The sequence below is a fragment of the Legionella lytica genome (assembly GCF_044626755.1).
Taxonomy (GTDB): Bacteria; Pseudomonadota; Gammaproteobacteria; order Legionellales; family Legionellaceae; genus Legionella; species Legionella lytica_A.
The window spans coordinates 50,890-73,815 of sequence record NZ_JBGORX010000001.1; the positions used below are offsets into that span (position 1 = coordinate 50,890).

Here is a 22,926-nt window from a genome sequence, read left to right on the forward strand (position 1 = left end):
CTGAAATTATTCATTCCTTCATATTATCTTAAGACTACATGTGCTATATTTTCGCACTCAATGAACAATAAGATATAAGTATTCGTTATTTGAAGAGGATGGCTGCATGAAGATCACTGTGGGTACGCTGAGTTTTGATACCGTCCAAGCATTTACTGATCATTTGGAACAGACTTATGGACAGGTCCAAATTGCATCGAGAGAAGTACTTATTTGCTTAAAGTATGAGGGGCTTGAACCAGAGCATGTGATGCAGCTGCTTGATTTTATTTTAGATCCTGCGCATCCTCATACTTATAAATTACAAATAGCATCTTTAAAGAATAGTAGTACCCAATTAGTTTTTGATGATGCCTATTTGGCAAGTAAGCGGCGTAGATTAGCCATTGATTTTCAACCGCATATTGCAGAATTACCCCAGCTTATCCGCTCTTTTCCGCCTATTTCTTTCCCCATAAGAAAATCTAAGAAAAATTGGCTTGAAGGAACTCAAGGGGCAAGTTTAAATATACAAATTCCAGTAGAGAAAACCTCAGTCAAAGTACAAGCAAGGCAGCCTGTAGCTACAAGCTTAAGAAAACAAAGGGAGGGCGTTGTTGTTGATGGGGTTGCTCCAAATCCGTCTGTACCTATGGATACACTTGGCGAACTTGTAGACCGTGAGACGATTAATGCAAAATCAAAGCGTTTTGCCAATCGACTATTTAAAGATAAAGCTCCCGATTTACAACTCTTATGGGACCGACTGGTGGGCGTATCCACTGATAAAGCTAAGAAAATCACTCATGTACACACTGAAGCTATGGAACAAATTATTCGTTATTATCCTGAGTTTACTGATGGGGTGGTTTTGAATAACCTACCTGCCGGATTTTCTCTGCAAACGACCAATGAAGATGGGCTGGTATTATGCTATAGCTCTGAGCTGGAAAAGCAACATTTGGATACGATTACGCCATTAACGATTGTTCCTGAAGTGCTGGACCCAACCGTTAACGGTTCATTTGAGCAATTCACCTTACTTGCAGAAAATTTAGCAAATCGTGCACGTTATGAGACTGAGTTTTCTCATTTATTTGCACCTAAAATTGCAAAAGAAACACGTTTAAACGCATTAAACTTTTTTCTTGCGGAGCTGGAACCGAATCCGTTAAACCTACGGCGTATTCATAATTTATTTAAATTTTTACCTTTAACTACTCTTCATTACCATGGTTTAGCTTATGTATTGACTAATGCTGGAGTTGATGGGCTCGTCTTAGTTCTGCAGCAATTTAAAACGCTGCATGAACAAGAGCTTTTTAACGATTTACATCACTTATTTCTCGAAAACCCTGACAGCTATGCGGAGTTGGCAACCCTTAAGGGTATTGAGAACCTTAAAAAATTAGCAGAGTTAAGTCCAGAGCAATATACCTGGTGGTGCTCATTAGTAAATCAGCATAAGGCTTCTGGCGCGCGAACTAATTTTAATGAATTATTTGATGCTTATTCTTATTTTCTTACTGAATTAGGGGAGCTTGCTCGCGATTTACCTGCGAGTTGCCCGCTGATAAATGCTAAACATATGAAGCCTGCGTTAGATAGGGCTTTGTTTATTATTAAAAATTCAGCAGATCCTAAAGAACAGTTGGCACATCTTTGGGGTTTGGATTTTACGGCTGATTATGAGCAAGACTATCGCATCGTTTCTCACCATATGAAATTAGTTCCTGGAGAGGTTAACGCGGTAGCGTTTAAAAACTCCCGGGAGCTTTGTACTTTCTTTGCTGGCGAGCACAGTGCTGAAGAGGCACGCACCCAATTTTATCGCTTTATTGGTATACAGGATTGGGCTTATGGTTTGACTGTTTATGAAGATATTGAGATACAACTAAACGCAAAATATGGTCATTTAGGTCCTGAAGTTAGCTCTGTATTGCGAGGCATTATTCTGTTAACCACAACTGGAAAACGTTCTTGCACTGAGGAGGGTGACCCAGGTCCGGCAGTCCAAAATTTAATTGATAAAATGATCGCTGTTGCCAAAATTATCACTCCTGAAGCCGATGTAAAAACGGGGTTGATGCCTATTCTTTTAATGTGCCAGGGAACATTAGGAGCTTATGAGCAAGAACACATGCCTTCCTTGCATGAGCTAAATGCCTTATTCGACACCTTATTACTCAAGCATGGTTCAGCTATAGAGATACCTGAGAGTGAAAAGGCAAATTACATTCCGCTTATTTCCGAGAATAATGTGCACGCCCATAATGAAGCATTAAGAGCGCTATTGGATGAATTGGCTCCAGCGGTTGTAGAACCACAGGATGAGAGTGCTGTGACTGCTGATGCCCGAGTTAATTTGCTCGCGCTCATGACTTTTTCGCTAAACTCGCTCCATGCCTATGGGGCTCTTGGCGCTTCCTTCATTGATAGTTACCAAATACGCCTTAATCTGGAACAAAGCAAAACTACTGAGATTAATTCGTTTAATATTAATGTGTTGTTAAGACACTTACATCCGACCGCTAAGTTGGGCAGACACCTAGCAGAATGTTTTGCAGAAGAGCCTAATATTTTACCACAATTCATGATGTTACTGTCCTTAATTAGTGACGAGATTCCTGCATATAATGATGCGGCTGAAGTAGCTGATTCAGAGTTTGAAACTCAAGTGAAAATTTTAGCGCAGAATATTTTAGCTCTTTCGGAAGAACAGCGAACCCTATTCTTTACTCAGCTTACCGATATTGATATTGAAACATCTTATCGCTTGCCCTCTTTAGAGAATTTGCTGCAAATTGTTCAAGCGATCAGCGTTGAGCCAGAGGAGCTTAGGATTTTAAACATAATCCAGGATGCTTTACCTAATACAATAATAGGTAGTAGCGATGTTATGGAGCTAAAAAAGCCAGATCGTATCGAAGATTATGATGCACATCTTACTGCGGCTATAAATTCCTTGCAAACAGCAAACTCGGATTTTGACGATTACCTGTTGAGTTTAATCCCCTATGATAGCGATAATTTTGATGATGAATTCGAACCTGATTTAAGCACATCATTTGATGATCTTGCGCAAATCATTAATGCCCTAATTTATCTCAAGAATAACAATCCTAATGAGTTCCGTCGTTGTGTTAGCCGTTTAGCAAATGAACTTACATCTTCTTCTCAACGATGCACTTTTACCTCTGCACAATTAGGAAATTTGCTAAAAGGCTTTAGTGAAATAGCCAAAGACAATGTGGTTGCCCAATTAGATATTCTATTAAATGCGATGCAGAGCACATCGGATTATTCTGAAGAGCAATTCGATAATGCCATTGAGCAGGTAGCTAACCTCATGCAATACCACATAGCGGGTGTTATTGATTTTGCTAGCTATATGAAGTTATTAAAATTGTCATTTGTACATACTTTGTCGGTGATTACTTTATTTCCATTTGAACAATTAATAAAGATTTATGAATTATTCCCTAGCCAGTCTACGCAGGCGGATGCTTTATTTGATGCCTGGATGGAGTTGTTTAAAAAAATTAATGTAGAGCAAGTAGACAGTGTGTTTCTAGAACGGATTATTACCCAGACTCTCTATGTTCTGGATGTTTTTCCTGCCTCAGACAGCACTATACTCCCTTTAATGACCTCATTAATTAAAGCATGTACACCTGGACCTGCGGCGGAGTTACAACAGTATGAAGCACTACTCGATGAGTTTATTGAGAAGATTAAATCCCCCATTTTAAATGCCTGGATCAAGATACTCTCTGCTTATGGGCAAAATGTTACGGACGATAAATTGCCTTTGTTGTTTAAATTACATGAAGGCCTGCAAATACAAGAATTTAATTTAGCCGAGATGACCGCGTTATTTGATAGTCCTCCTTACCCCGATTTAGAGCAATTTATTGGTGTATTAAATGGAAGCGTCAGAGAATTTAAGACTTATATTGAACAATTTGATAAAGATCCTAAAAAAGGGCGAGCTGCGCAATATGATGCAGAGTTTGGCATTACGGTTACAAAGACTGCTGAGCAGGTGCTGCAAGAACAGTTTGACACGTCTCAAGTTGCACGCGTTGTTGCCGAAGTAAGAAATATGCTTGGGGATGTTGATTTAACTGCCCAAGAGCAATATGAGCTAGCGCAACAAATTACCTACATTAATGCCATTGGCAAAGAAGCTCCTTTAGAGATTAAAGGGCTGGGCATCCATAAGGATTTAACGACACTTTCTCGAGCGGATTTACGGCGAGCATCCGATTACTTGATTGCTACGATACGCCAACCGAATAGTTCATCTGCAGACAAATTAAAAGCTCAGCTAAATCTTCTTGCCGTATTGCGCGAGCAATATGAACGGGCAACAGGGCAAATTATTTATGCTCCGCAATTGGCGGCTGTATTGCAGTCACTAAAAAATGAGCGCGGCAATCTATTGATGCAAATTGCTTCGGAGCACGATGTTAGAGTGACTAATGCTCTGCTTGCCGTGATGCAATGGATTTATGCTGATGGGGGTACAGTTAACTTATGTTATGCAAGCCGAGAACACGTAACGCATGATTATTATGATCGTGGTCATAAAGATTTCTTTACTTCTGTAGGCATTGATTCCAGTTGTCTTAAGGCTGATTCAGCTTGGGGTACTTATAAGAAAGGGGGAATCAATTGCTCCACTATGGGTGATTTGGCTTTATATCGTCAATGCGCCAAGCAAAGACAAGAATCATTAATTGCTGAAAAAGATGGTCATTCATTATCTACTAATTTAATTCTTTGTGGCACTGATCTTTCGGCATTAAATGATAAACAATCCTTTAGCTTGACTGCTAATGAAGCAGACGAACACCCTGACGCCTGGATTTACCCACTGGTTAATGAGTTTATTAATCTGCCGCAGTTTAAAAACTTAACTAAGTCTAATGCCTGGAGTCAACGACAAGATTTTACTCAGCTAAGAGTATTTTTAGAGCAGCATGCTTCAACGGGTAGTCAACGAGCTAAATTAAAAAATACCTCTAATGAACAATTAAGTGTATGGATGGATTCTGCGGTAGCGGCTCAGCGTATGGTCGAAGGGGTGGAGTTTGAGGTCTTACATAAAGAGGCAAATATCTATATGGCAGTGCCTTATAGTTTGATGGCGGCACAGCAAGGGATGAGCATCGCTCAAGAGGTACAGCAATTTTTACATGCACGTTTAGAAAAAGAATATGTCGCTTTAGAATTGAAATTCCCTCTAAATCCAGTACGTAGTACTCTTGCCCAGGCATCGGTAAAAGATTTTATTGATGATCATAAAGCTGAAGGTCGCATTATTGGGCTATCTAAAACGATGAATTCGGATAAGTTAAGAGGACTATGTGAACAGTTAAATGTCACTGCCGTCAACGCTATTCCGACATGCCTGCCAGTTCAAAACGAATTAGTAGTTACTCCTACGAAACATGAAGAACAGTATTGTCAACTGATTCAAAACGTAATGGCTAATGCAGTAAATGGCCAGCCTATAGTACTCATTGCACAAGATGAGAATGAGGTTCGTTATCTTCAAGAAATGTTAACAGCACATTATGGTCCCGCACGTCCTATTGGGGTGTTGGATATAGAGAATAGGCAGTCTTGGTTGAGAACGGCAGGCAAGCTAAATACGGTGACGATAACTACAGCTGCCTCACTCGGAAGAGGTACGTCTTTTAATACAGACCTTTCCGAAGGATTTTTGACAATACAAACCTATCTTGATTCACCAAATCATATTCGTGAGTTTTTACGTCGAATTTCCACCTATGAGAAGCCCGGAAAATACACTGCTATTTATGAGTCTCAAGAGCTACTACGAGCCCGGTCTTGGAGTTATTATGACAATGCTGAACGTGAGCTTATGTTTGAAAACCTTGATCTATTGCGCCATAAACAACAAGAGGTTACGGCAATGCAACGTCATTATAACCAGACTGCTGGTGAGCTGTGTGATGTGGCGATGCAACAATTTGATGGTTGGCAAGCATTTTTATATTCCGTTTATTCGAAAGATGAGTGCTTACAATTAAGTAATGAATTGCTGGTGCTGAAAGATAATTTGGCTAGGGCTTTAAGTGAAAAATGGCAAGAATGCCTCTCTCCTCTGGGTCGACCAGAACTCTATCTTAATGCCTATGAGCGCCAAGATCCGATGGGGCAAAACGTTCTGCTGAGCGGTTTTCAAAAAGCCTTGCTTCAGTTTGAGCACGCAACTGTCGCGATCTGGAAGAACACCTGTGCTGCATTGCAAGACAAAGCGGCAAAAGTAGTGGAACTTGATTCTCTCGATGAGATGCGCTGCAACTATTTAGCGGAGGTATCCCTCAGCGAGCAATTCCGTTTGCATGAAATCGAAGAACGTAAGCAGGCGAATGTAACGCGGGTAGCAAAAGAACAAGCACAACGATATGTGGTGGCAGGATTAGACGTAAATGGTGCCATGATGCGTTACTCTGATGGTACGCTTGATACCTACAAAGCGGCATTTACTAAAAATCGCGTTAAATCATTCCAACAACATATTAGCCAGATTATTGCCACAGAGACCGTATTAAGAAAATCAATTCGCGATAATTTGTTAAGACAAATAAATTATTGCGACACCTTAAAGGACTTAATTTTATTTTTAAATTCCTACGAAACTTGGTTTGATGAGAACGATTTCGAAAGAAAATATGCCATGCAACCTGTTATCCAAGAGTTGCTCGAGGTGGTTCAGCAGGTAGGTTATCCAGAAGATGTTGATTTGGCTTACTTAAAAGATACTTATATTAATGATGTAGTCAAAGAAATTGCTGAGACACTGGAGCATAGCCTTTCATGGTCAGTTAAAGGGCGACGTGGTCTAGGATATTTATTAGAACGTACGGCAGTTACTGATGCGGCTAATGATATTTTAACTGCAGTTGCCGCATTAAGGGCTTCGCTGACTCCGGAGCAACGACAAGCTGCAATTAAAAATCTCTATAGAATTCTTATGCAGCATCAAGCACGATTGGATGGTTTATGGATATTTCCTTTGGGGCATAAAAATACGCGTGACTTGATTCAAGAAACCTTAGCCACATTAGATGGTTTAACCCTAATTGGCAATGGGGAGAAAACCCTGGATAAGTCCTTTATTCAAGAGAGTAAAGAACAGGCTGTTTATATGGTAATGCGTGATAAGTTTCATCTTGCACTAAGTAGGCTAGAACGAGAAAATACCCTCCTGCGTGGAGATAGAAGCTGGGGGCTAATTAAATCACAGCTCCTCGAAATACAAAGAAATAATGACAGTGTTTATTCCCTTTATGAAATGAATGAATTGATTGTCAATAAAATAAATAAGCTTGACAACGCTGGTGCCGATGCGTGGCTTTTAGCGCCATTAACTCACTTACGTGGTGAGTTAAATAAAATGTGGCATGAGTGTGAGCAACATCATCAGGAGTTAATGGATGAGAGTAAATACTTCAAGCTAAAAGCAAGCAAAATTAAGGCTCAGTTGACAGGAAAGAATAATTTTCATGTTAAGGATGTTAGCTTAAAATCGGGTCACAATGGATTTAGTGACTATCTGGATTTAGTGATTGAGGGCAGTGGTGTTAATTCGGCACTTAATGGCTTCCTTCGCTATAACTCTCAAATCCCTGTATTGAAGAAAACGCAAAGAGAATATGAGCGACAATTTGCCAAGGCTCTGGATTTGTCTGAACAACTCGCACAACTTAAAAAAGAACAATTACCTTTGTTAAGTTATAAGGCTGTAAAACCTGCAGACTCGAAATTATTTCCAGCTCAGTTTCAAGCTAGGGTCGATGCTATTTTGCAATTAAATGCTTATGTTAAAGGGGAAACACCTGAGGATCTGAGTGGGTTTTCCGCGCCAATGCAGGCTTTTTTCCAGGATAGGGCGCGCATCAAAAACTTCACTTTAGCTACTTTAGACTTGGATGAAATAGAACAAATCCAGGATGAAGATGTAAAATTAGATTTAATAGGTTTATATGAGCGAGCTGCTGAAGCTGCTAAACCTCGATCAATTTGGAAAAGCGCATTTTCTGCTGTGGTGAGTATCGTGCGTTATCAGGAATCTGAAGAGGATCGAGAGGAGCTTTTGGAAGAGCTTAAAAAGCATTGTCAAACGCAAGTTCAAAAAAACTTATTGCTTACAATTAAGAAACAACAGGATGCGTTGGCGAGTGCGCTCGAAGACTTTGAGCAAAAGACATTAAGCGAGGTAAATACGCTTAATGAGAAGTTAGAGTTTTTAGCGCAAAAAATAAATCAGGAAGAGGCTAAAGGCGGGATTTATTGTAAACGTTTTAAATCGGTCGCTGAATTTTATCAATTTGAAGCCCAGTTCCAGTCCCACTTGGCAAGTCAAATTCAACAGCAGATTGATACCCGCAGACAATACGAAGCCGAGTTGTTCTTGGATGATGAGGAATTGGAGTTTGATAATCCTTTCTTAGGGATGTCTTAACATTCTTGATGGGTATAATACGGAACAATTTTCTCCTTTGCGACGTGCTAAAGCACGTCGCTGCTTGTGCAAATTCTTCAGTGTGCAGCATAATCAGATTACCATCTCCTATACATCACAGTATCATACACCGAGATTTAGATTCAGGCTGTGCGTAGTCCCAGCGGACAGTAGCAATCCAGGATAAACAATATAAATTGTTAATTTCAGTATAATTCCTTTTGTATGCTTCTGATGGATAAGTATGGACAGATAAACCCGTATCTATGAGTTGTTGTATAAGAGGCAATTGCTCTAATGCGCATGAGGAAAGATAGGCACTCAATAACTTGAACCCCAGCTGGCAGGCTTTTTGACTCATATACAATAGATTTTCATCCTGGTGGTGCGAAAAGCTATTGCTTGCATTCATCCATTCGAGTAATGGACGAATCGCCTCTTTTGCCGTTTCTTCATTTTGTAGGTAATTATACATGAGCTGATCCCAGGTTTTTAGCATATTTAATAATGTACGTCGCTCAGCCAGGCAAACTGTTTGTAGTAGTTCGTAAGGAGAAGGCAGCACTAAAAATGATTTTAATGGTTCGTCCAAGTCTAGACCATGCTCTTTTAAACTTTCTACTAAGGATATAGGTAAGGGGGTGCTTGGATTGGTGGCACTATTAAATGCTTCGCAAATAAATCGGGCTTCTGGCCTTAATGAAAGGCCGTTTGTCTCAGAAGATACGAATAATATTTTTTTTAACCCCTCACGCACAATTTTTTGGTTGGTCTCATCATGTGGTATAGACCATAAGCTTAAGAGGCGAGCATAGGCTTCGGTTTCTTCCAGTAGAATTACTTCATGTTTTAGTATGCCGTCATAAAATTGCTGTAAATAAATCAACTTCTTTGGTTCAGATAAGGGGATATGCAAATCTAGGAAAAAGTTATCGAGACAATCCTTAAATCCTTGCTTTTTAATCCATGCATCGAGTAAATCAAAGCCTTGTGGACTTACGCGAACGGATATAAATGCCCAGGCTCTGTGTCGTTGTTGACGACTTAAGTTTCCAGGGCATAAGTAGAGTGGGGCGATGAACTCTAAAGAGGCTTTATCTAAATAAGGCATCAGACTTAATCCTAGTTCAGCATGCTTTTTAGAAAGCTTTACCCCTTTCTTAAAATGACTTAAAAAATTGCCTATAAGTTGCTTCATGGCTGCTTTATCAAGATAAGGCAGGACTGCGATGATGAATTGGTTGGGAAAGGGTTTCCAGCTCTTACCTTTCTCGGCATAATTAGCTAAAAAATATGCGCCATGTTTCTCAAGACATAGTGCCCTTTTTTCCTCAGACATCGATTCCAGAAAAAGACTTAAAATAGTATCAAGTAAACTTAAGTCAAATTTTTTGTACTGATTATAGCTACTTAAATTAGCCTCTCTTAAAAAGGGGAGAGAAAGGAGTGCGTCCACAATCGCGAATCTATCCTCAGCCGAAAGCAAAGTAATCAGTGCATATAAATTTTGTAAAGAGCAGGTGGTCAATAAAAGTGGTGTATTTATTAGGGTAGTGGTAATCACCCTAAGGAAATGTGCATTTTCTTTAAAATAAAGAAAATCCATCATGTTGTTAAAATATTTGATGCTGGGATTTTCTTGTTGCTCTTCACTTTCTCTAGCATTTTTGGCCAAGAGTTTTATTTCATCTGCCAAGGTTGTGAATAATTTTTTATGTTGATGCGGACTTGCCCACGGAAAATGCCAATAACTAATGCTATTACCCATTTGGATGGGATAAGACAGTTTTTTTCGCATGGCCATTACTACAAGCATAAATAATCGCTCGGGCTCAGCTAGAGGAAGTAAATAATCGTTTAATTTACTCTCCTCTGGAATCAACTTATTTTCAGGATGCTTTATCCAGAAAACCAGAATAAATCGCTGAAAGGCTCTAGCTTCAGCAGTGGATTGTTTAAAAAGCACATCGATGGCATCCGATTGAATCTGTGGGGCACCTGATAGAGCTAAAGAATAAAGGGTTTTAGGCGCTAGGTTTTTATTCTTTAAAGCTAAAACAAGGGCATCTCTTCCTGAGTTAAAAATGCGTGAGTGCATGATAAGTCCTTTTATTAAAAAATTTATCATAAATGGTAAAAAACTCAAAGTGTACCCATAGAGCCTTAGTGTGGTGTCCTCAAGGCTGCACAGCATCGTACATCAAGATTTCGGGTCAGGTTTCATACAATCTTGGCTGAAGAGGTAATCCAGGATAAACAAACTTAACTTCTCCAGTTTCGTAAAAGGCCTATCGAGTATCTCTGAACTTACACTTTGCTTGCCCAGGAAAGTCTATTTAAGTATCAACAAAAGCAAAATAAAATCTCTATGATTATAATGTGGTCATTTTTTATGAGTTACTACTATACTGAAAAGTATGAGCAAGGAATGCATCAGTAGTAACTAAGGTGAGTTCGAAACAAGGATAGTGAATGGAATTGACTCAATCGAAACAGGATGTGTCTGTAAAGGATGTCGTGCCGTTTAAGCCAGTTATCAAGGAGAAAGCTGAATTACACGAGACGGCTTATCCCTTATTAATTGCTTATTTACACGCGCTTCGTCAACATAATTCAGTACACAATAAAATAGATGAACTTAATGAAAGTGCACATGCTCGCCATAAATATAATTATACCTGCGAACATAATTTATTGTTCTTTCTTCTTACTACTGAACAATTTAAAAAGATTCGCGAACTATTTCAAAATCATAAAACAGCATTGGCTCGAGCATACATGGTGCTGCATTATATTAAAAAACGAAGTCATCATAAAAAAAGAGCAGCAAATCATCATTTTTTCCAGCACTTAAACGCCGTAAACGATGAATTGTCTAGGGTCCAACATAGGAATGATGAATCAGAGAATTTAGCGAAAAATCCACATCTTTTTTTCAATAAGCGTAGTCTTGATACAGCACAACGAAATCAAAATGGAGAGTACTTAGTAGATTCCCCATCTCTTGATTCCGCTACACTGCCTCAAGCCTACTACTGAGGTTACATTGCCATTGATGGCTCAGTCGCTAATTCCACATCCATATCCGCAGATACGTTTCTTGCAGATGTATTGGTGGCTAATAGACTGTTCCGTCTTAAGCCTTCACTAATCGCCGTACGAGTTGCTGGTGTTTGCCAAGCAGGTTGCGTGGTAACCGGGATTTGTACGGGAAGTACGGTTTGTAGCGTTGGGATAGGTGCTCTTCCTGGATTGAGAATCGCCTCTTCATCCACAATAGTTTGCAGTTGCTCGGAGCTAAGTGGTTGCAGTTTGCCCTCGTAAAAGAAGGGTAAAATACGTAACTTAAATACCAAACGAAAAGCATCCCACTTATTCGACAACTCGGTATAGCCATTGTTTTTCGGATCCACAAAGGCTGCTTTTAATTGGGATGGAGATAAGGTATTAATCTCACTGACGTGAGTGCGACGATATACCTTATTGTCTTCACCAAGAACAATTAGTGGTTGAGGCTGGCGATATTTCTCATCAATATCCGGCATGCTTTCTAACCCGCCATATTGAATTTGTTGGGGTATTGCATCCCCCATGAATACCTTATCCAGATCGCCTAATGAACATTGCATCCCTTCGATACAGGCTGCTTTATTGAAATGGTTATGGGGGGCATCAAAGTCGCCATCTCCTCCAGCAATAACGGGAGGGTCTTGGGGATTTGGGGTGGGATCATAAGGCTTTTTAGTGTAAACCGCGACCCGGTTTAATTCATCGTGTAGGTTATTGACTAAAATACTGCCTAAAGTGCCAAAGCGCTCAGGTAATATGGTTCGTAAGTCGCCCATAAATGCCCCATGGCCCGCTGCGAAATGATCCGTATAATAATGGAAGCAAAAATATTCCATGCTCAGTGAGAGAGCTTGATAGCGGTAAGAATAGTCTTGCAAGCTCTCTGTTGATAAACCATTGGGGGTATTTTCTAAGATGACTCGAATGCGATTAAATTCTGCACTATCAGATTGATAAGCAGGATTATCTGCGAGTTGTTTTAGCTCGTAGGAGAGGCGTGCATATTGCAGAGCAAGATGGTGTCCAATGGTATAAGCACGTACTGACCAAGGAGTAAAATGGGATAAATTCCGATTTAATATTTCACTATAATTATTAACGCGCAAAGCAAACATAATTTGTTGCACATAAGAATTGAGGGTTGAGGAAAAGGGAATATAGTTTGCACTATTAATTGTTAAAATCGTGTCGATTTCTTTTTGAGTGACATTTTCATTAGCAAATCGTTTGTATGAGCAAACCAGCTTTTGGGCTTGTTCGTCAGTAATTGGCATCTTATTTAATAATTGCCCTAATGTTTCACATGAGTCATCCCTGTTAAACGTTTCTTTAAGATGCTTAAAGTCATTCATCATGGGCAACTCATAAGCTACTTCTCGACCACCAAAATAATCACCTGACATACCTATAATTAATCCAGCAGGGACATTGTTGAGATTAATTGATATGGGCATGCCATTAGCATCAAGACCTTGAAGATCTATAAGCGGAGTGCCATCGGGAGCAGATTTGACATACGGGTTGTCCTTATATAACTCCATCCGTAGTCTAGTCGCATTACCTAGTTCAATATGTTCATCTGTTTCCATCGCAGCAATCTCCTTATTGTGTCTATTTCTTCTTCAACATACCGCACTTTTTTGACGATTGCTATCGTAATGAAACAAACAAACCAAAAGTATATCAATGCGAAGAATGATGTACTTGGAACTCTTGTTGTTTTGCGACTTTGAACGTAGGTCCCCTTCCTTCTAAAGGCGAAGGAGGGGATATTGAAGTAAAGCGCAGGAGTGTATCAAATCAAAAACGGAACGATTTTGTATGGCACCAACTCACAATATTTACTCCAATAATGACCGTATTTCTCAGAGCATCTTTGATCATCACGAAAAGCACGATCGACTAAAAGAACGGTTAGAAAACAAATATAGAAGTAGGGAGAGAAATTTTCAAATAAAGCAGGTACCGTCCAAAAAAATGTACCAGCAAGTTCAGGAATGTAATGAAAATGCCGAGCAACACCCCACCACCCCGAAGCGAGGAGGATTGTTTCTTTTTTAGCACCTTCAGTGGTTTGGTAGTGAGCTACTAAAGTAACTGGTTTTTTACCCCAAACTTTACAATTACCATCAGTTGCTCGGGTTACTAACCGTTGCTTGTCTGCAAGATAATTAATAATAATTCCGGCTGCACCTAAAATGAAGAAGGTCGCTGCTAACCAAGGGCTTAATTGGATGGGATGTAATACTAAGTACATGCTTGGTGAGGTATAGATACAAGGAACCCAAACCAGACAACCCCAGCAAATATAAAAACCAGCCCGATCGTGCATAATGTCTAGAGAACGTAAATAACCTTTTTCCCAGAGATAGAATTTGCCTAAATAGATGAACTGTAAGGCTACAGAGACGAGCATGGAATTAGAGATACCACTTAATTCACTTTGTTTAGCACAATAAGAAATCAGGAATAATCCCCAGCTCATCATACCGAAACGGCAAGTAATAAATTTCTTAATGCTAAAACCTAAAACCTTGGGATAAAGCTCGGTACCCCAGTAGTAGTCAAATATAAAATTATTGGTAATACCTGAGTCTGTGCTTGATGGAGCAAAACGTCCTTTCAGGTATAAGAACAGACAAACGACAAGACTAAAAATGTTTAATGCGCCGAATAAGGCTCCCAAATTGTCATAGAGAATGGTCGCGGGGAATAAATTCAAACCAAAACTAGCTACACAAAAAAGCCCCATGGTGGTAACAAAGGCTAAAGGACCATTTTCTTTATAGGTAGGTATATTGCCTTTAGGAGTAATTGGGCCATCAAATGCTTTACCGGGTAGCAAACGCATTAAGGCTAATTGAAAAACGATAAAGGCAAAAATAATTTTCCAGGCAGTTGCTGAGCCCCAAAAATAAGGCTGCCAGACGTTGTAGATGGTTTGAAAAAAACCTTGCTCATTCATCAGGCTCCAGAGTGTGGATAAGGAGCCTTTAAGTTCCGTATTGGTATACCACATGAGCATGACAAAAATGGGGCAGGTAAGAATTAACAGCAATGGTCCCAGAGTATTCCGAATTTTAAAATACATATGCGTCCCTACATTAGTTATGGAGGGATAAGCGTATCATAATAGGGGAATTTTAGGCTACAATTATGGCGTTAACTTTTTAAGGATAGATTATGAACAAAATTAAGTATAAAGGAGTGTTCGCTCTAGGAGTGCTTGCCTTATTAGGAGCATCCATAAGTCATGCCGCTACAGTGACTAGTGAGGTAACTAATACAGCAGGTGCGGTATTAGGAAAAATTATTTTTGAAGACAGTAAATTTGGTTTATTAGTGAAGCCACAACTTTCTGGTCTTCCTGCAGGTGCTCGTGGTTTTCATATTCATCAACATCCTGATTGTGGTGATCATGCTATGAAGGCAGGTGGGCATTTAGACCCCGCAGCAACCAATAGTCACCAAGGTCCTTATGGACAAGGGCATTTAGGTGATTTGCCGGTGTTAGTAGTGGATAGTAAAGGCATGGCCAATACACCTACGGTTGCTCCTCGTTTAACCACCAGGGACATCCAAGGTCACTCGGTTATGATTCATGAAGGTGGCGATAATTACAGTGATAACCCAGCTTTAGGTGGCGGGGGGGCTCGTATTGGTTGTGGTAAAATTTCTGCCTAGTTGTACGCTTAATGGGACAACATTAAGAATATAGCTTTTAGAGCCAGAATTTGCCCATTCCCATGGTCAAGCTATGGGAATTTGGCCATGCGTGGAAGCATAGCAAAAGGATAGGCTACATACAGAGTTATGTCATCCTTACTATGTGCCTCTACGTTTTAATACTTTATTCGGGGCATTCTCAACGGAGGAGTGATCATAAGCTGACTCTCCATGTTCAATAATGTCAATGCCTTGGATTTCTTCTCTCGGACTCGTACGGATGTTCATGATGCTTTTTAATAAAAATAAAATTAATGTCGTACCTGCCACTGAAATCGCAATAGCAACTAAAACCGCAATCAGTTGATGCCATAACAGCAGATAATTTCCCGCAAGCAAACCATCTTTACCTGCTGGATTTACTACTGAATTGGCAAAAACACCAGTTAATAATGCCCCCACCACTCCAGCAACTCCATGACAAGCAAAAACATCTGCAGTGTCATCAATTTTTTTGATGTTATTTATGTATAACAAAACAAGTTGAGTGATAATTGCACTGAGGCTGCCAATCGCAATTGCGCCCATAGGAGTAACAAAGCCGCAAGCGGGGGTAATCGCAACTAAACCAATCACGGCCGCAGCTGAAGCACCTACAGCAGATGGTCGAGCTTTTCTGAGCCAGGTGAGTAGGGTCCAGGAAGTGACGGATGCACTTGCGCCAAGCATGGTGGTAATGGCGGCATTGATAGCAATTCCATCAGCAGCTAAGGCTGAACCGGCATTAAAACCAAACCAACCGAACCAGAGTAATGAAGCACCAAGTACTACAAAAGGAATGTTATGAGGTTTGTCTTTGTTGTGTAATGACTTAAGTCGAGGCCCTAAAAATAAAGCGGCGACTAAGGCTGAAAAACCAGCACTGATATGGACGACCACACCACCGGCAAAATCAATTGCCCCAATTTGTGCTAACCAACCGTTAGGCCCCCAAACCCAATGTGCCAGGGGAACATAAACGAATAAACTCCATAAGCTGACAAATAAAAAATAGGCGGCGAATTTCATGCGTCCAACAAATGCTCCAGAGATAATGGCAGGAGAAATAATGGCAAACATCATTTGAAATAACATAAAGAGGGGAGGTGGAATGCTGCCATTGCTTTGATGAGCATCAACTAGATGGGATAAGCCAAAATAGGTGAAGCCCCCAATCCATTGGTTGTGTTCACTAAAGACTAGCGAATACCCTAGAATAGCCCATATCAAAGGGATAATGGCTAAGCAAATAAAGCTCATTTTTATTGTATTCAATACATTTCTTTCGGGGACTAGTCCCGAGTAAAAGAATGCTAATCCTGGAGTCATGAGCATGACAAGGGCACAAGAAATTAACATCCAGGCGATGTGACCTGTATTCATAATTTACCTTGAAAAATCAGCGGTAAGGAGTAACTTACGCCTAGATAAGCGAAAACCGAACAACTATTAATCAATATAGACTAATAATTTAGTTTTACCATTTTTGTAGCTTACTGATTAAAGATGCAAGTCTGATTGCTTGCAATCATGTTTGCATTTATTAAGTTTAAAATCCTGCAGGTTTATTCGTCATTAAATAAAATACAATAATTAAACTAATAAACGCCGGCCAGCCCAAGCAAAACCAGTACTTAAAGTAACGGTAGTAAATTGGAGGTAGTACGGCTTTATTTTCTTCTGCTTCAACCGCAAAATCCCGCATTTTAATTTGTAAATACACCACCGGAAACCAACAACAAGCTGCAATCGCATAACCAATAATTGAACCCATAACCCATAAAGAGGTCCAGGTATAGCCGGCTAAATAAACCATCCATAGGCCGGTGAGTGGTTGGAGTAAACCGGAAGTCCCGGTAAAGATCCAATCAGCTAAAACCACATACCGTGTAGTTGCGGCAATGACCTGGGTGTTCCCTGTGCGATGACCATAGAGCATGGTGCAAGCAGTGCCTATGCCCGTGCCAAAAAGTATGGTCGAACTTAACACATGAATGAATTTAAGCCAAAAATAAAGCATTATCGATCCGACTCCAAAGACATAGAAACCAATATAGCTGCCAACAGTGGAATGTTTTTTGCCAAAGGAGCAAAAGGTTCAAACCACAACGAGGGAAGCTTCCACGTAAGTATGACACTATAGCTTATTATCAATATAATTTGTAATAGCCCCACTCTCGTCGATTTTGAACACAAGACGGCTACACCTAGTGCTGCATCCAGAATACTTGCTCCATAAAATAAAATGGGTTGCCAAAATTCATTAACACCAATTTGTGCCAATAATTCATAAGATGAGGCTCTAGGATAAATGAATAGGCAACAAATCGCGGTGAATAGCCAAATAAAGGCAATGCTAAATTTTAACACAGGCTTGAGAAAATAAAGCCGCGAATGCCAGCGATCTTGTATTGAACTGGGATGGCTATAGAGGCCGGAGGTAAATTCTCTCGGGGTAAAACCAATGTGTTGGTGAAACTTTTGGGTTTCCTCACTACTAGTAACGTTGTTCTGAAAGAGTAACTTATAGGAGTCACTATTAAAAATGGAGTAGGGGATGCGATCACCAATCCATGCTCCCAAACGAATTAAGGTTAAAGGAACATGAATTAATTTAGTATTTGAAAAACCTAACCAGGTACGCATCTGAGTTAAAATATTAGCTAGGTTAATGCGTTTTGCACTAACGGCATTCAAGATTAAATGGTGATCCGAGGGTTGCTCCATCAGTCTGACCACAGCCTTCGATAAATCTTCTAGATAAATGGGTTGAAATTCTTGGCTGCCCTTATCGGGTACGGGAGTCATCCAGGGAAGCCCCGCTAAACCGCGGAATAAAGAGGAGCCCCCATAGGAGCCTCGCCCATAAACTAATGAGGGGCGTATGATAATTGATTGAACTGGCAGTGTTTGTAAATAATCATCCGCCGCTTTCTTACTGGTCGCATAAACTACATCGGATTGCTCAATGCCTAATGCGGAAATTTGTATAATCTTTTTGACCCCAGCACTGACGCAGGCATCAAATAAGGCGCGAGGAGTATGGTAGTGAATTGCCCAAGTTACTTGCTCTTTGGGATGATAAAGAATACCGACACTATTAATTACTACATCGATATTGGTTAAACGTTCACTCCAAATTGCACTGGATTGTTCGTGAATAAAGTCACAAGGAATAATGGTTGCTGTTGGAAATAAATTGTGCGTATAAGCGACATCACGAACACAGCAGGTAACTTGATGACCTGAGGCAATTAAATCGGTAACAATTTGGGAAGCAATAAATCCTGAGGCACCAGTAACCAATACATTCATTCTTTCTCTCCTGGTACTATAAAAAGTTAAAGTATATACAGCAACGATTAATAAATATATCTGATGATTTGGTAGCTAACTGATCAGCGATGGTCTATGCTCATTTAAGAATAATTATTAATCAAAGGAGTGATACATCATGAGTTATTCTTTATTGAAGCGCACGGGAATAATCGCTGCTGCTGCTTTGTTCTCTTTTTCTGTATTTGCTGAAGATGCTAGTCCTAAAGAGGACTTTGCGAGCATTTGTACTAATGCTTGGATGGAAAAAGCAGATGCTGCCAAAGATAAAGTGGACTTCAAAAATTTTGGTGAAAAATATTGCGCCTGCGCTGCCGCACAACCTTTAGGTAGTGATGAAGCAATACAAAAAGCAATTCAAGTATGTATGTCACGCACTTTATTGCATGATGCATTAGATGCAATGGAAGATGATGTAGGTTTAAGTAAAGCACAAGAAAGCGATTTCCTTCAGTTTTGCCAGGATCGATGGAACCTTATTTATCCTAACCTCAGTGAAGAAAATAAAAAGGTAACTATGGCTTATTGCGAATGTGCTAAACCTAAAGTTATGGCTTTGATTAAACAAGCAGACAATTTAACTGATAAGCAATATGATGAAGGTGTTAATGATGTTGCCGCAGCATGTTCTGCAGATGCGTTAGCAGAAAAACCAAAAGTATCAGCTTCTGCACCAGCAACTCACTAAGCTTGAGTGCGAGGATGTAAGCGATGCACCTCCGTGCGCCAACACTGAGGTGCTTTTTTTTAGTATGTTCGTCAGTATATGAACTAGTTCTCCCCAGGTAATTCTCCTGCGCGTGAATTCTTCCGCCCGAATTTTCGCGGCTTTGACCGGGGTCCATCCCATGTACATAAATGAGCTTACGACAAATTAAGAAATATCTTACAAATAAATTAGTATTTTCGAACACGTGCTTTTAGAAATACTAGCTATACTGTATCTGTTTGGCGCGGCTGGAATCTTGGCTGGACATTAACCTGCAAAAGATTGCAGCTGTCGCACAAACACGAACCTATCGTTTACCTTTCAAAATAAAACCTAGCTCTCCTGGTTCTGAGTAAATATCATTATTTTCCATAGCGAAATCTTTTGGATGTAGCTTAAAGGTATTCAAGCTAGTAAAGAACTCTACCTGAGCACGTTGGTATTTTTCTTGAGCCATTGCCATTCTAAGCTTTGGTTCATTAGTAAGTTCTCCAAAGTATTTGCATGCCATCATCACTTTTAAAAGAGTAGGAATTGGTAATTTTGTAAAGATGTTAAGCCAAAGTTCTACGGGAAGTGTGGCCGCTAATTGTTCCCCATTTTCTGCAGATGGATTATTAAATACTCGGGGAGCCAATGGGGTTGGTTGATAAGATTTTGGAAACAAGGTTGCTGGCATATTCATGAATTGAATATCTCCTCGGATGCTCGTTAGAGGCTCATATATCGTTGCTTGGCGCTGCAAATTAAGTTGGAATAGGTCCTCATTGATGTTAACTGCGGGAATGGTGTCTATCCTTTTTATGTCGAATTCGGGCATCTGGAGTATCGCTTTTTCCAAATCAAAAACTTCAGTTTTTGATTTTGCATTGAACCCTAGAAGGCTCCAAAGATATTTCAATGCATTATATAATTTTTCTAACATGTTTTGATTTTCTCAGCACTATTAAAAGGCAAAGATTAACACACCCCCTTATTTTGTTCAATTAATAATCAAAACCGCTTTGGGAAAGCAGCTACATAGACCGGATATATGATTAATCCGGTCTATATTGATTAATATTGAAATGTTAGTCCGCTTTGTTGCGTTGGTTGCAGAGAATATTCTTCGTTGGAGGTAAATAAATTCACGCTGATCGGTTCTTTTTCTGATGCCTCTGTTGGCTGAGGGCGAGCACCCAGAAGTAGAGACATTACAGAGGGTGAATCATTCAATGGCTGATCAACTGTATTAGTTTTTTGTGTTGTTGTAGAGACAATGCCTTGCTGTTTAAAACGATATAAATTGCTTAAAACTACGGTCGTTTCCAGTACCATCATGGCAATGCCGATTGGTGGGGTTATGCTAAAACCTAGAGCAATAAATAATCCAGATGCAACTAATGTAATAGTTGAATTATAAGTTAAGCTCACAAAATAGTTTTGCATAATATTTTGTTTCCCTTTCTGAGCCAGATCCAATGCTGTTGCGATAGGGAATAATAAACCTTGCTGTACGATGATTCCGGCAAATTCCTTGGTGCTGCTGTCGCCAATCTTGGATTCCACAGCAATACCTATATGAGCACGGGCAATAGCCGCGGAATCATTGGCTGCATCGCCTACCATAGCGACTTTAAATCCTTTATCTTTTAATTCTTGAATGTAATTAGTTTTAGGTCTTGCTTGAGTGCTTACTCCATCTGCATTAGCATAAATATTCTGTTCATCAATACCTAATTGAACAGCATATCGTTTCGCAGTTTCCAGAGATGCTCCAGTACAAATATGTACGGTTTTACCAAGCTGTTTTAATTGCTTGATGGTGTCAATCGCATCTTCACGTAGAGTATCCATTAAGGCGATTTGCCCAATTACACTATTGCCATGCACAATATAAGTAGAACCCTTTCCAGAATCATTATATGGTTCATTGATTTGACTAATGCCATTTGCTGAGAGCATGTCCGCAGTGCCTACGATAAACCGCTCCCCATTGATTAGCGCTTTTATGCCTGAGTGATGGCTTTTATCGATATTAGTGATTTCTAATGGTTCATCACTTACACCCTCCTCATGGCTTTGAATATAATCAGCGATGGTTTTGGCAGCTGGATGATCGGCGTTGCGTTCTAATAAGGCGATGCGGGCTAATAGCTTTCTATCACTAATTTGCAGGTCGCGTACTTGCATTTTACCTTGGGTAAGAGTACCGTTTAAATCAAAAACGATGGTATCAATATCAGCGGCTGCTTGTAATGCGGCACCATTACGAAATTGAATCCCTTGTTCCGCTGCTTTGTTCATGCCAATTTTAACTGCCATTGGGGTAATTAAACTTAAGGCACAAGGACATGCGCTGACCAGAACAGAGATAACACATTGAATGGCTGGGGCAATACCAAACAATGAACCAATAACGATGCCGGATACAGCGGCAGTGATGAGTAGGCCTGGAACAAAATAATCCAAGATTTGATTGGCAATTAATTCAATAGGTGCTTTTTCATCATTAGCGTCCTTAATGTCTTTGGCAACTAAAGAAAGATAAGAATTTTTATAAGTTTCAGTAACACGCATTTCTAGCGAAGGAATATGCTCGGCTAAGCGCATGCCAGACTTTACGGTAGCTCCAGCTTTAAAGCTTTTTAGTTCAGGAGAGCCATCGATGCGAGTGGTATAGAGCAGGGCATCTGTAGTTAATATACCATCAACAGGAATTACAACGCCTTTTTTGATAACAATGAGATTGTCTGGGACTAATTTTTTAACGGAAATTTTTTTATCTTCTTCGCCTTTTAATAAGACTTTTTTAGGAAGGCAATCAAGGATATTTAATTGATTATTGATTTGATCAATGAGGCTATGTTCAATGCCTTCTCCTAAATGCCAAAAACCTAACACTAAAGGAGCGGCTTCAAACATCATGGGTAAGCCTGGAATCAGAACACTGGCAATCGATACAGCAAGAATGCTAAGCGTGCTAATGGTATATAAAGTTGTCATATCCCATTTGCTGTGAGGAAGGCTGTGGCCTCCATTGGTGGTAATTAAGTTTTTAATTTGTGCTGTGGTCAATTTCAGGGAGCTGGAGCTCTTGCTGATTTCGCTCAGCTTTTCTTTAAATAGAGCTAAGTCATTAATGGTAACCTTTCGACTTTCTCCATTTGTATTAATATAAAACAGTTCATTTTTGCAAAATATGTAGCTATTAGGTAATTCGCCAGGCTCTTTAGGCAATTCAGCGAGCTCATGAAGGTGGCACTCCCTACGAAATGAGTTCCAGGCTGATTGGTAAACAGTGTGCCCCAGGTATAATGTCATCAGAGAAGTAAGTCCGGTGATGGCATAGTAGGCGGCAATCGGTATGCTAAAGCCTCCGACAGATAAGACGAGCAAACCCACGCCCCAAAGTAAACCCAATGTGGCTTTTAGCCAATGGTTCTCATGGTGATCTCCATGATGATGGTCATGACTATGCCCATGATGGTCATGAGAATGGTTATGGTGGTTATGTTTGTCATGGTGATGATGCTTGGAGGTTTTATTTTTCTTACTCATATGATCACTTAGTGGACGGTTAGGGGCAAATGAAGTCATATCAACTCTGAAAGTGTTATAGTATAACATTTCGGTGTTGAAGGACAAG

General features: G+C 40.0%; 12 protein-coding genes. 4 read left to right on the forward strand and 8 right to left on the reverse strand.

The genetic code is table 11. The features are described 5' to 3' along the window. The first annotated feature begins 106 nt into the window (after positions 1–106). Complete coding sequence (locus ACD661_RS00235; protein WP_400185444.1) at positions 107–8,479, forward strand: hypothetical protein; 8,373 nt, start codon at positions 107–109, stop codon at positions 8,477–8,479. Between the two features lie 115 nt (positions 8,480–8,594). Here ACD661_RS00235 and ACD661_RS00240 read toward each other — a convergent pair whose 3' ends face one another. After that, positions 8,595–10,577, reverse strand: a complete 1,983-nt coding sequence (locus ACD661_RS00240) for a hypothetical protein (RefSeq protein WP_400185445.1) — start codon at positions 10,575–10,577, stop codon at positions 8,595–8,597. Between the two features lie 374 nt (positions 10,578–10,951). Between ACD661_RS00240 and ACD661_RS00245 the strand changes: the two genes are divergently transcribed. Continuing rightward, positions 10,952–11,518 (forward strand): hypothetical protein, encoded by a 567-nt coding sequence (locus tag ACD661_RS00245; protein ID WP_400185447.1) that lies wholly within the window; start codon positions 10,952–10,954, stop codon positions 11,516–11,518. A gap of 2 nt (positions 11,519–11,520) precedes the next feature. Here the strand turns inward: ACD661_RS00245 and ACD661_RS00250 are convergent, their stop codons facing one another. Both ACD661_RS00250 and ACD661_RS00255 read right to left on the reverse strand, forming a co-directional pair. Continuing rightward, a complete protein-coding gene (locus ACD661_RS00250; protein ID WP_400185448.1) occupies positions 11,521–13,137 on the reverse strand; it encodes a hypothetical protein in 1,617 nt (538 codons plus the stop codon). A gap of 206 nt (positions 13,138–13,343) precedes the next feature. Continuing rightward, the gene (locus ACD661_RS00255) at positions 13,344–14,639 is read right to left on the reverse strand and encodes a phosphatidylethanolamine N-methyltransferase family domain-containing protein (RefSeq protein ID WP_400185450.1); all 1,296 of its coding nucleotides are present in this window, start codon (positions 14,637–14,639) and stop codon (positions 13,344–13,346) included. Positions 14,640–14,731: 92 nt separating this feature from the next. Between ACD661_RS00255 and ACD661_RS00260 the strand changes: the two genes are divergently transcribed. After that, positions 14,732–15,232, forward strand: a complete 501-nt coding sequence (locus ACD661_RS00260) for a superoxide dismutase family protein (protein WP_400185452.1) — start codon at positions 14,732–14,734, stop codon at positions 15,230–15,232. A gap of 141 nt (positions 15,233–15,373) precedes the next feature. On the opposite strand, the gene ACD661_RS00265 is transcribed toward ACD661_RS00260, so the two are convergent. The 3 genes from ACD661_RS00265 to ACD661_RS00275 all read right to left on the reverse strand — a co-directional run bounded on the left by ACD661_RS00265 (position 15,374) and on the right by ACD661_RS00275 (position 18,568). Next, positions 15,374–16,636, reverse strand: coding sequence for an ammonium transporter (locus ACD661_RS00265; protein WP_400185453.1), 1,263 nt, complete (start codon positions 16,634–16,636; stop codon positions 15,374–15,376). 166 nt (positions 16,637–16,802) lie between these two features. Further along, positions 16,803–17,273 (reverse strand): DUF2269 family protein, encoded by a 471-nt coding sequence (locus ACD661_RS00270; RefSeq protein WP_400185454.1) that lies wholly within the window; start codon positions 17,271–17,273, stop codon positions 16,803–16,805. Next, complete coding sequence (locus ACD661_RS00275) at positions 17,273–18,568, reverse strand: NAD(P)H-binding protein (protein ID WP_400185455.1); 1,296 nt, start codon at positions 18,566–18,568, stop codon at positions 17,273–17,275. The genes ACD661_RS00270 and ACD661_RS00275 overlap by 1 nt, the downstream gene beginning before the upstream one ends. Positions 18,569–18,707: 139 nt before the next feature. On the opposite strand from ACD661_RS00275, the gene ACD661_RS00280 reads away from it, so the two are divergent. Then, a complete protein-coding gene (locus ACD661_RS00280; RefSeq protein ID WP_400185456.1) occupies positions 18,708–19,277 on the forward strand; it encodes a hypothetical protein in 570 nt (189 codons plus the stop codon). Positions 19,278–19,605: 328 nt separating this feature from the next. On the opposite strand, the gene ACD661_RS00285 is transcribed toward ACD661_RS00280, so the two are convergent. After that, positions 19,606–20,223, reverse strand: a complete 618-nt coding sequence (locus tag ACD661_RS00285) for an F-box protein (RefSeq protein WP_400185457.1) — start codon at positions 20,221–20,223, stop codon at positions 19,606–19,608. A gap of 131 nt (positions 20,224–20,354) precedes the next feature. Further along, entirely contained in the window at positions 20,355–22,838 is a 2,484-nt protein-coding gene (locus tag ACD661_RS00290) for a heavy metal translocating P-type ATPase (protein ID WP_400185459.1), read from the reverse strand. Positions 22,839–22,926 lie beyond the last annotated feature (88 nt).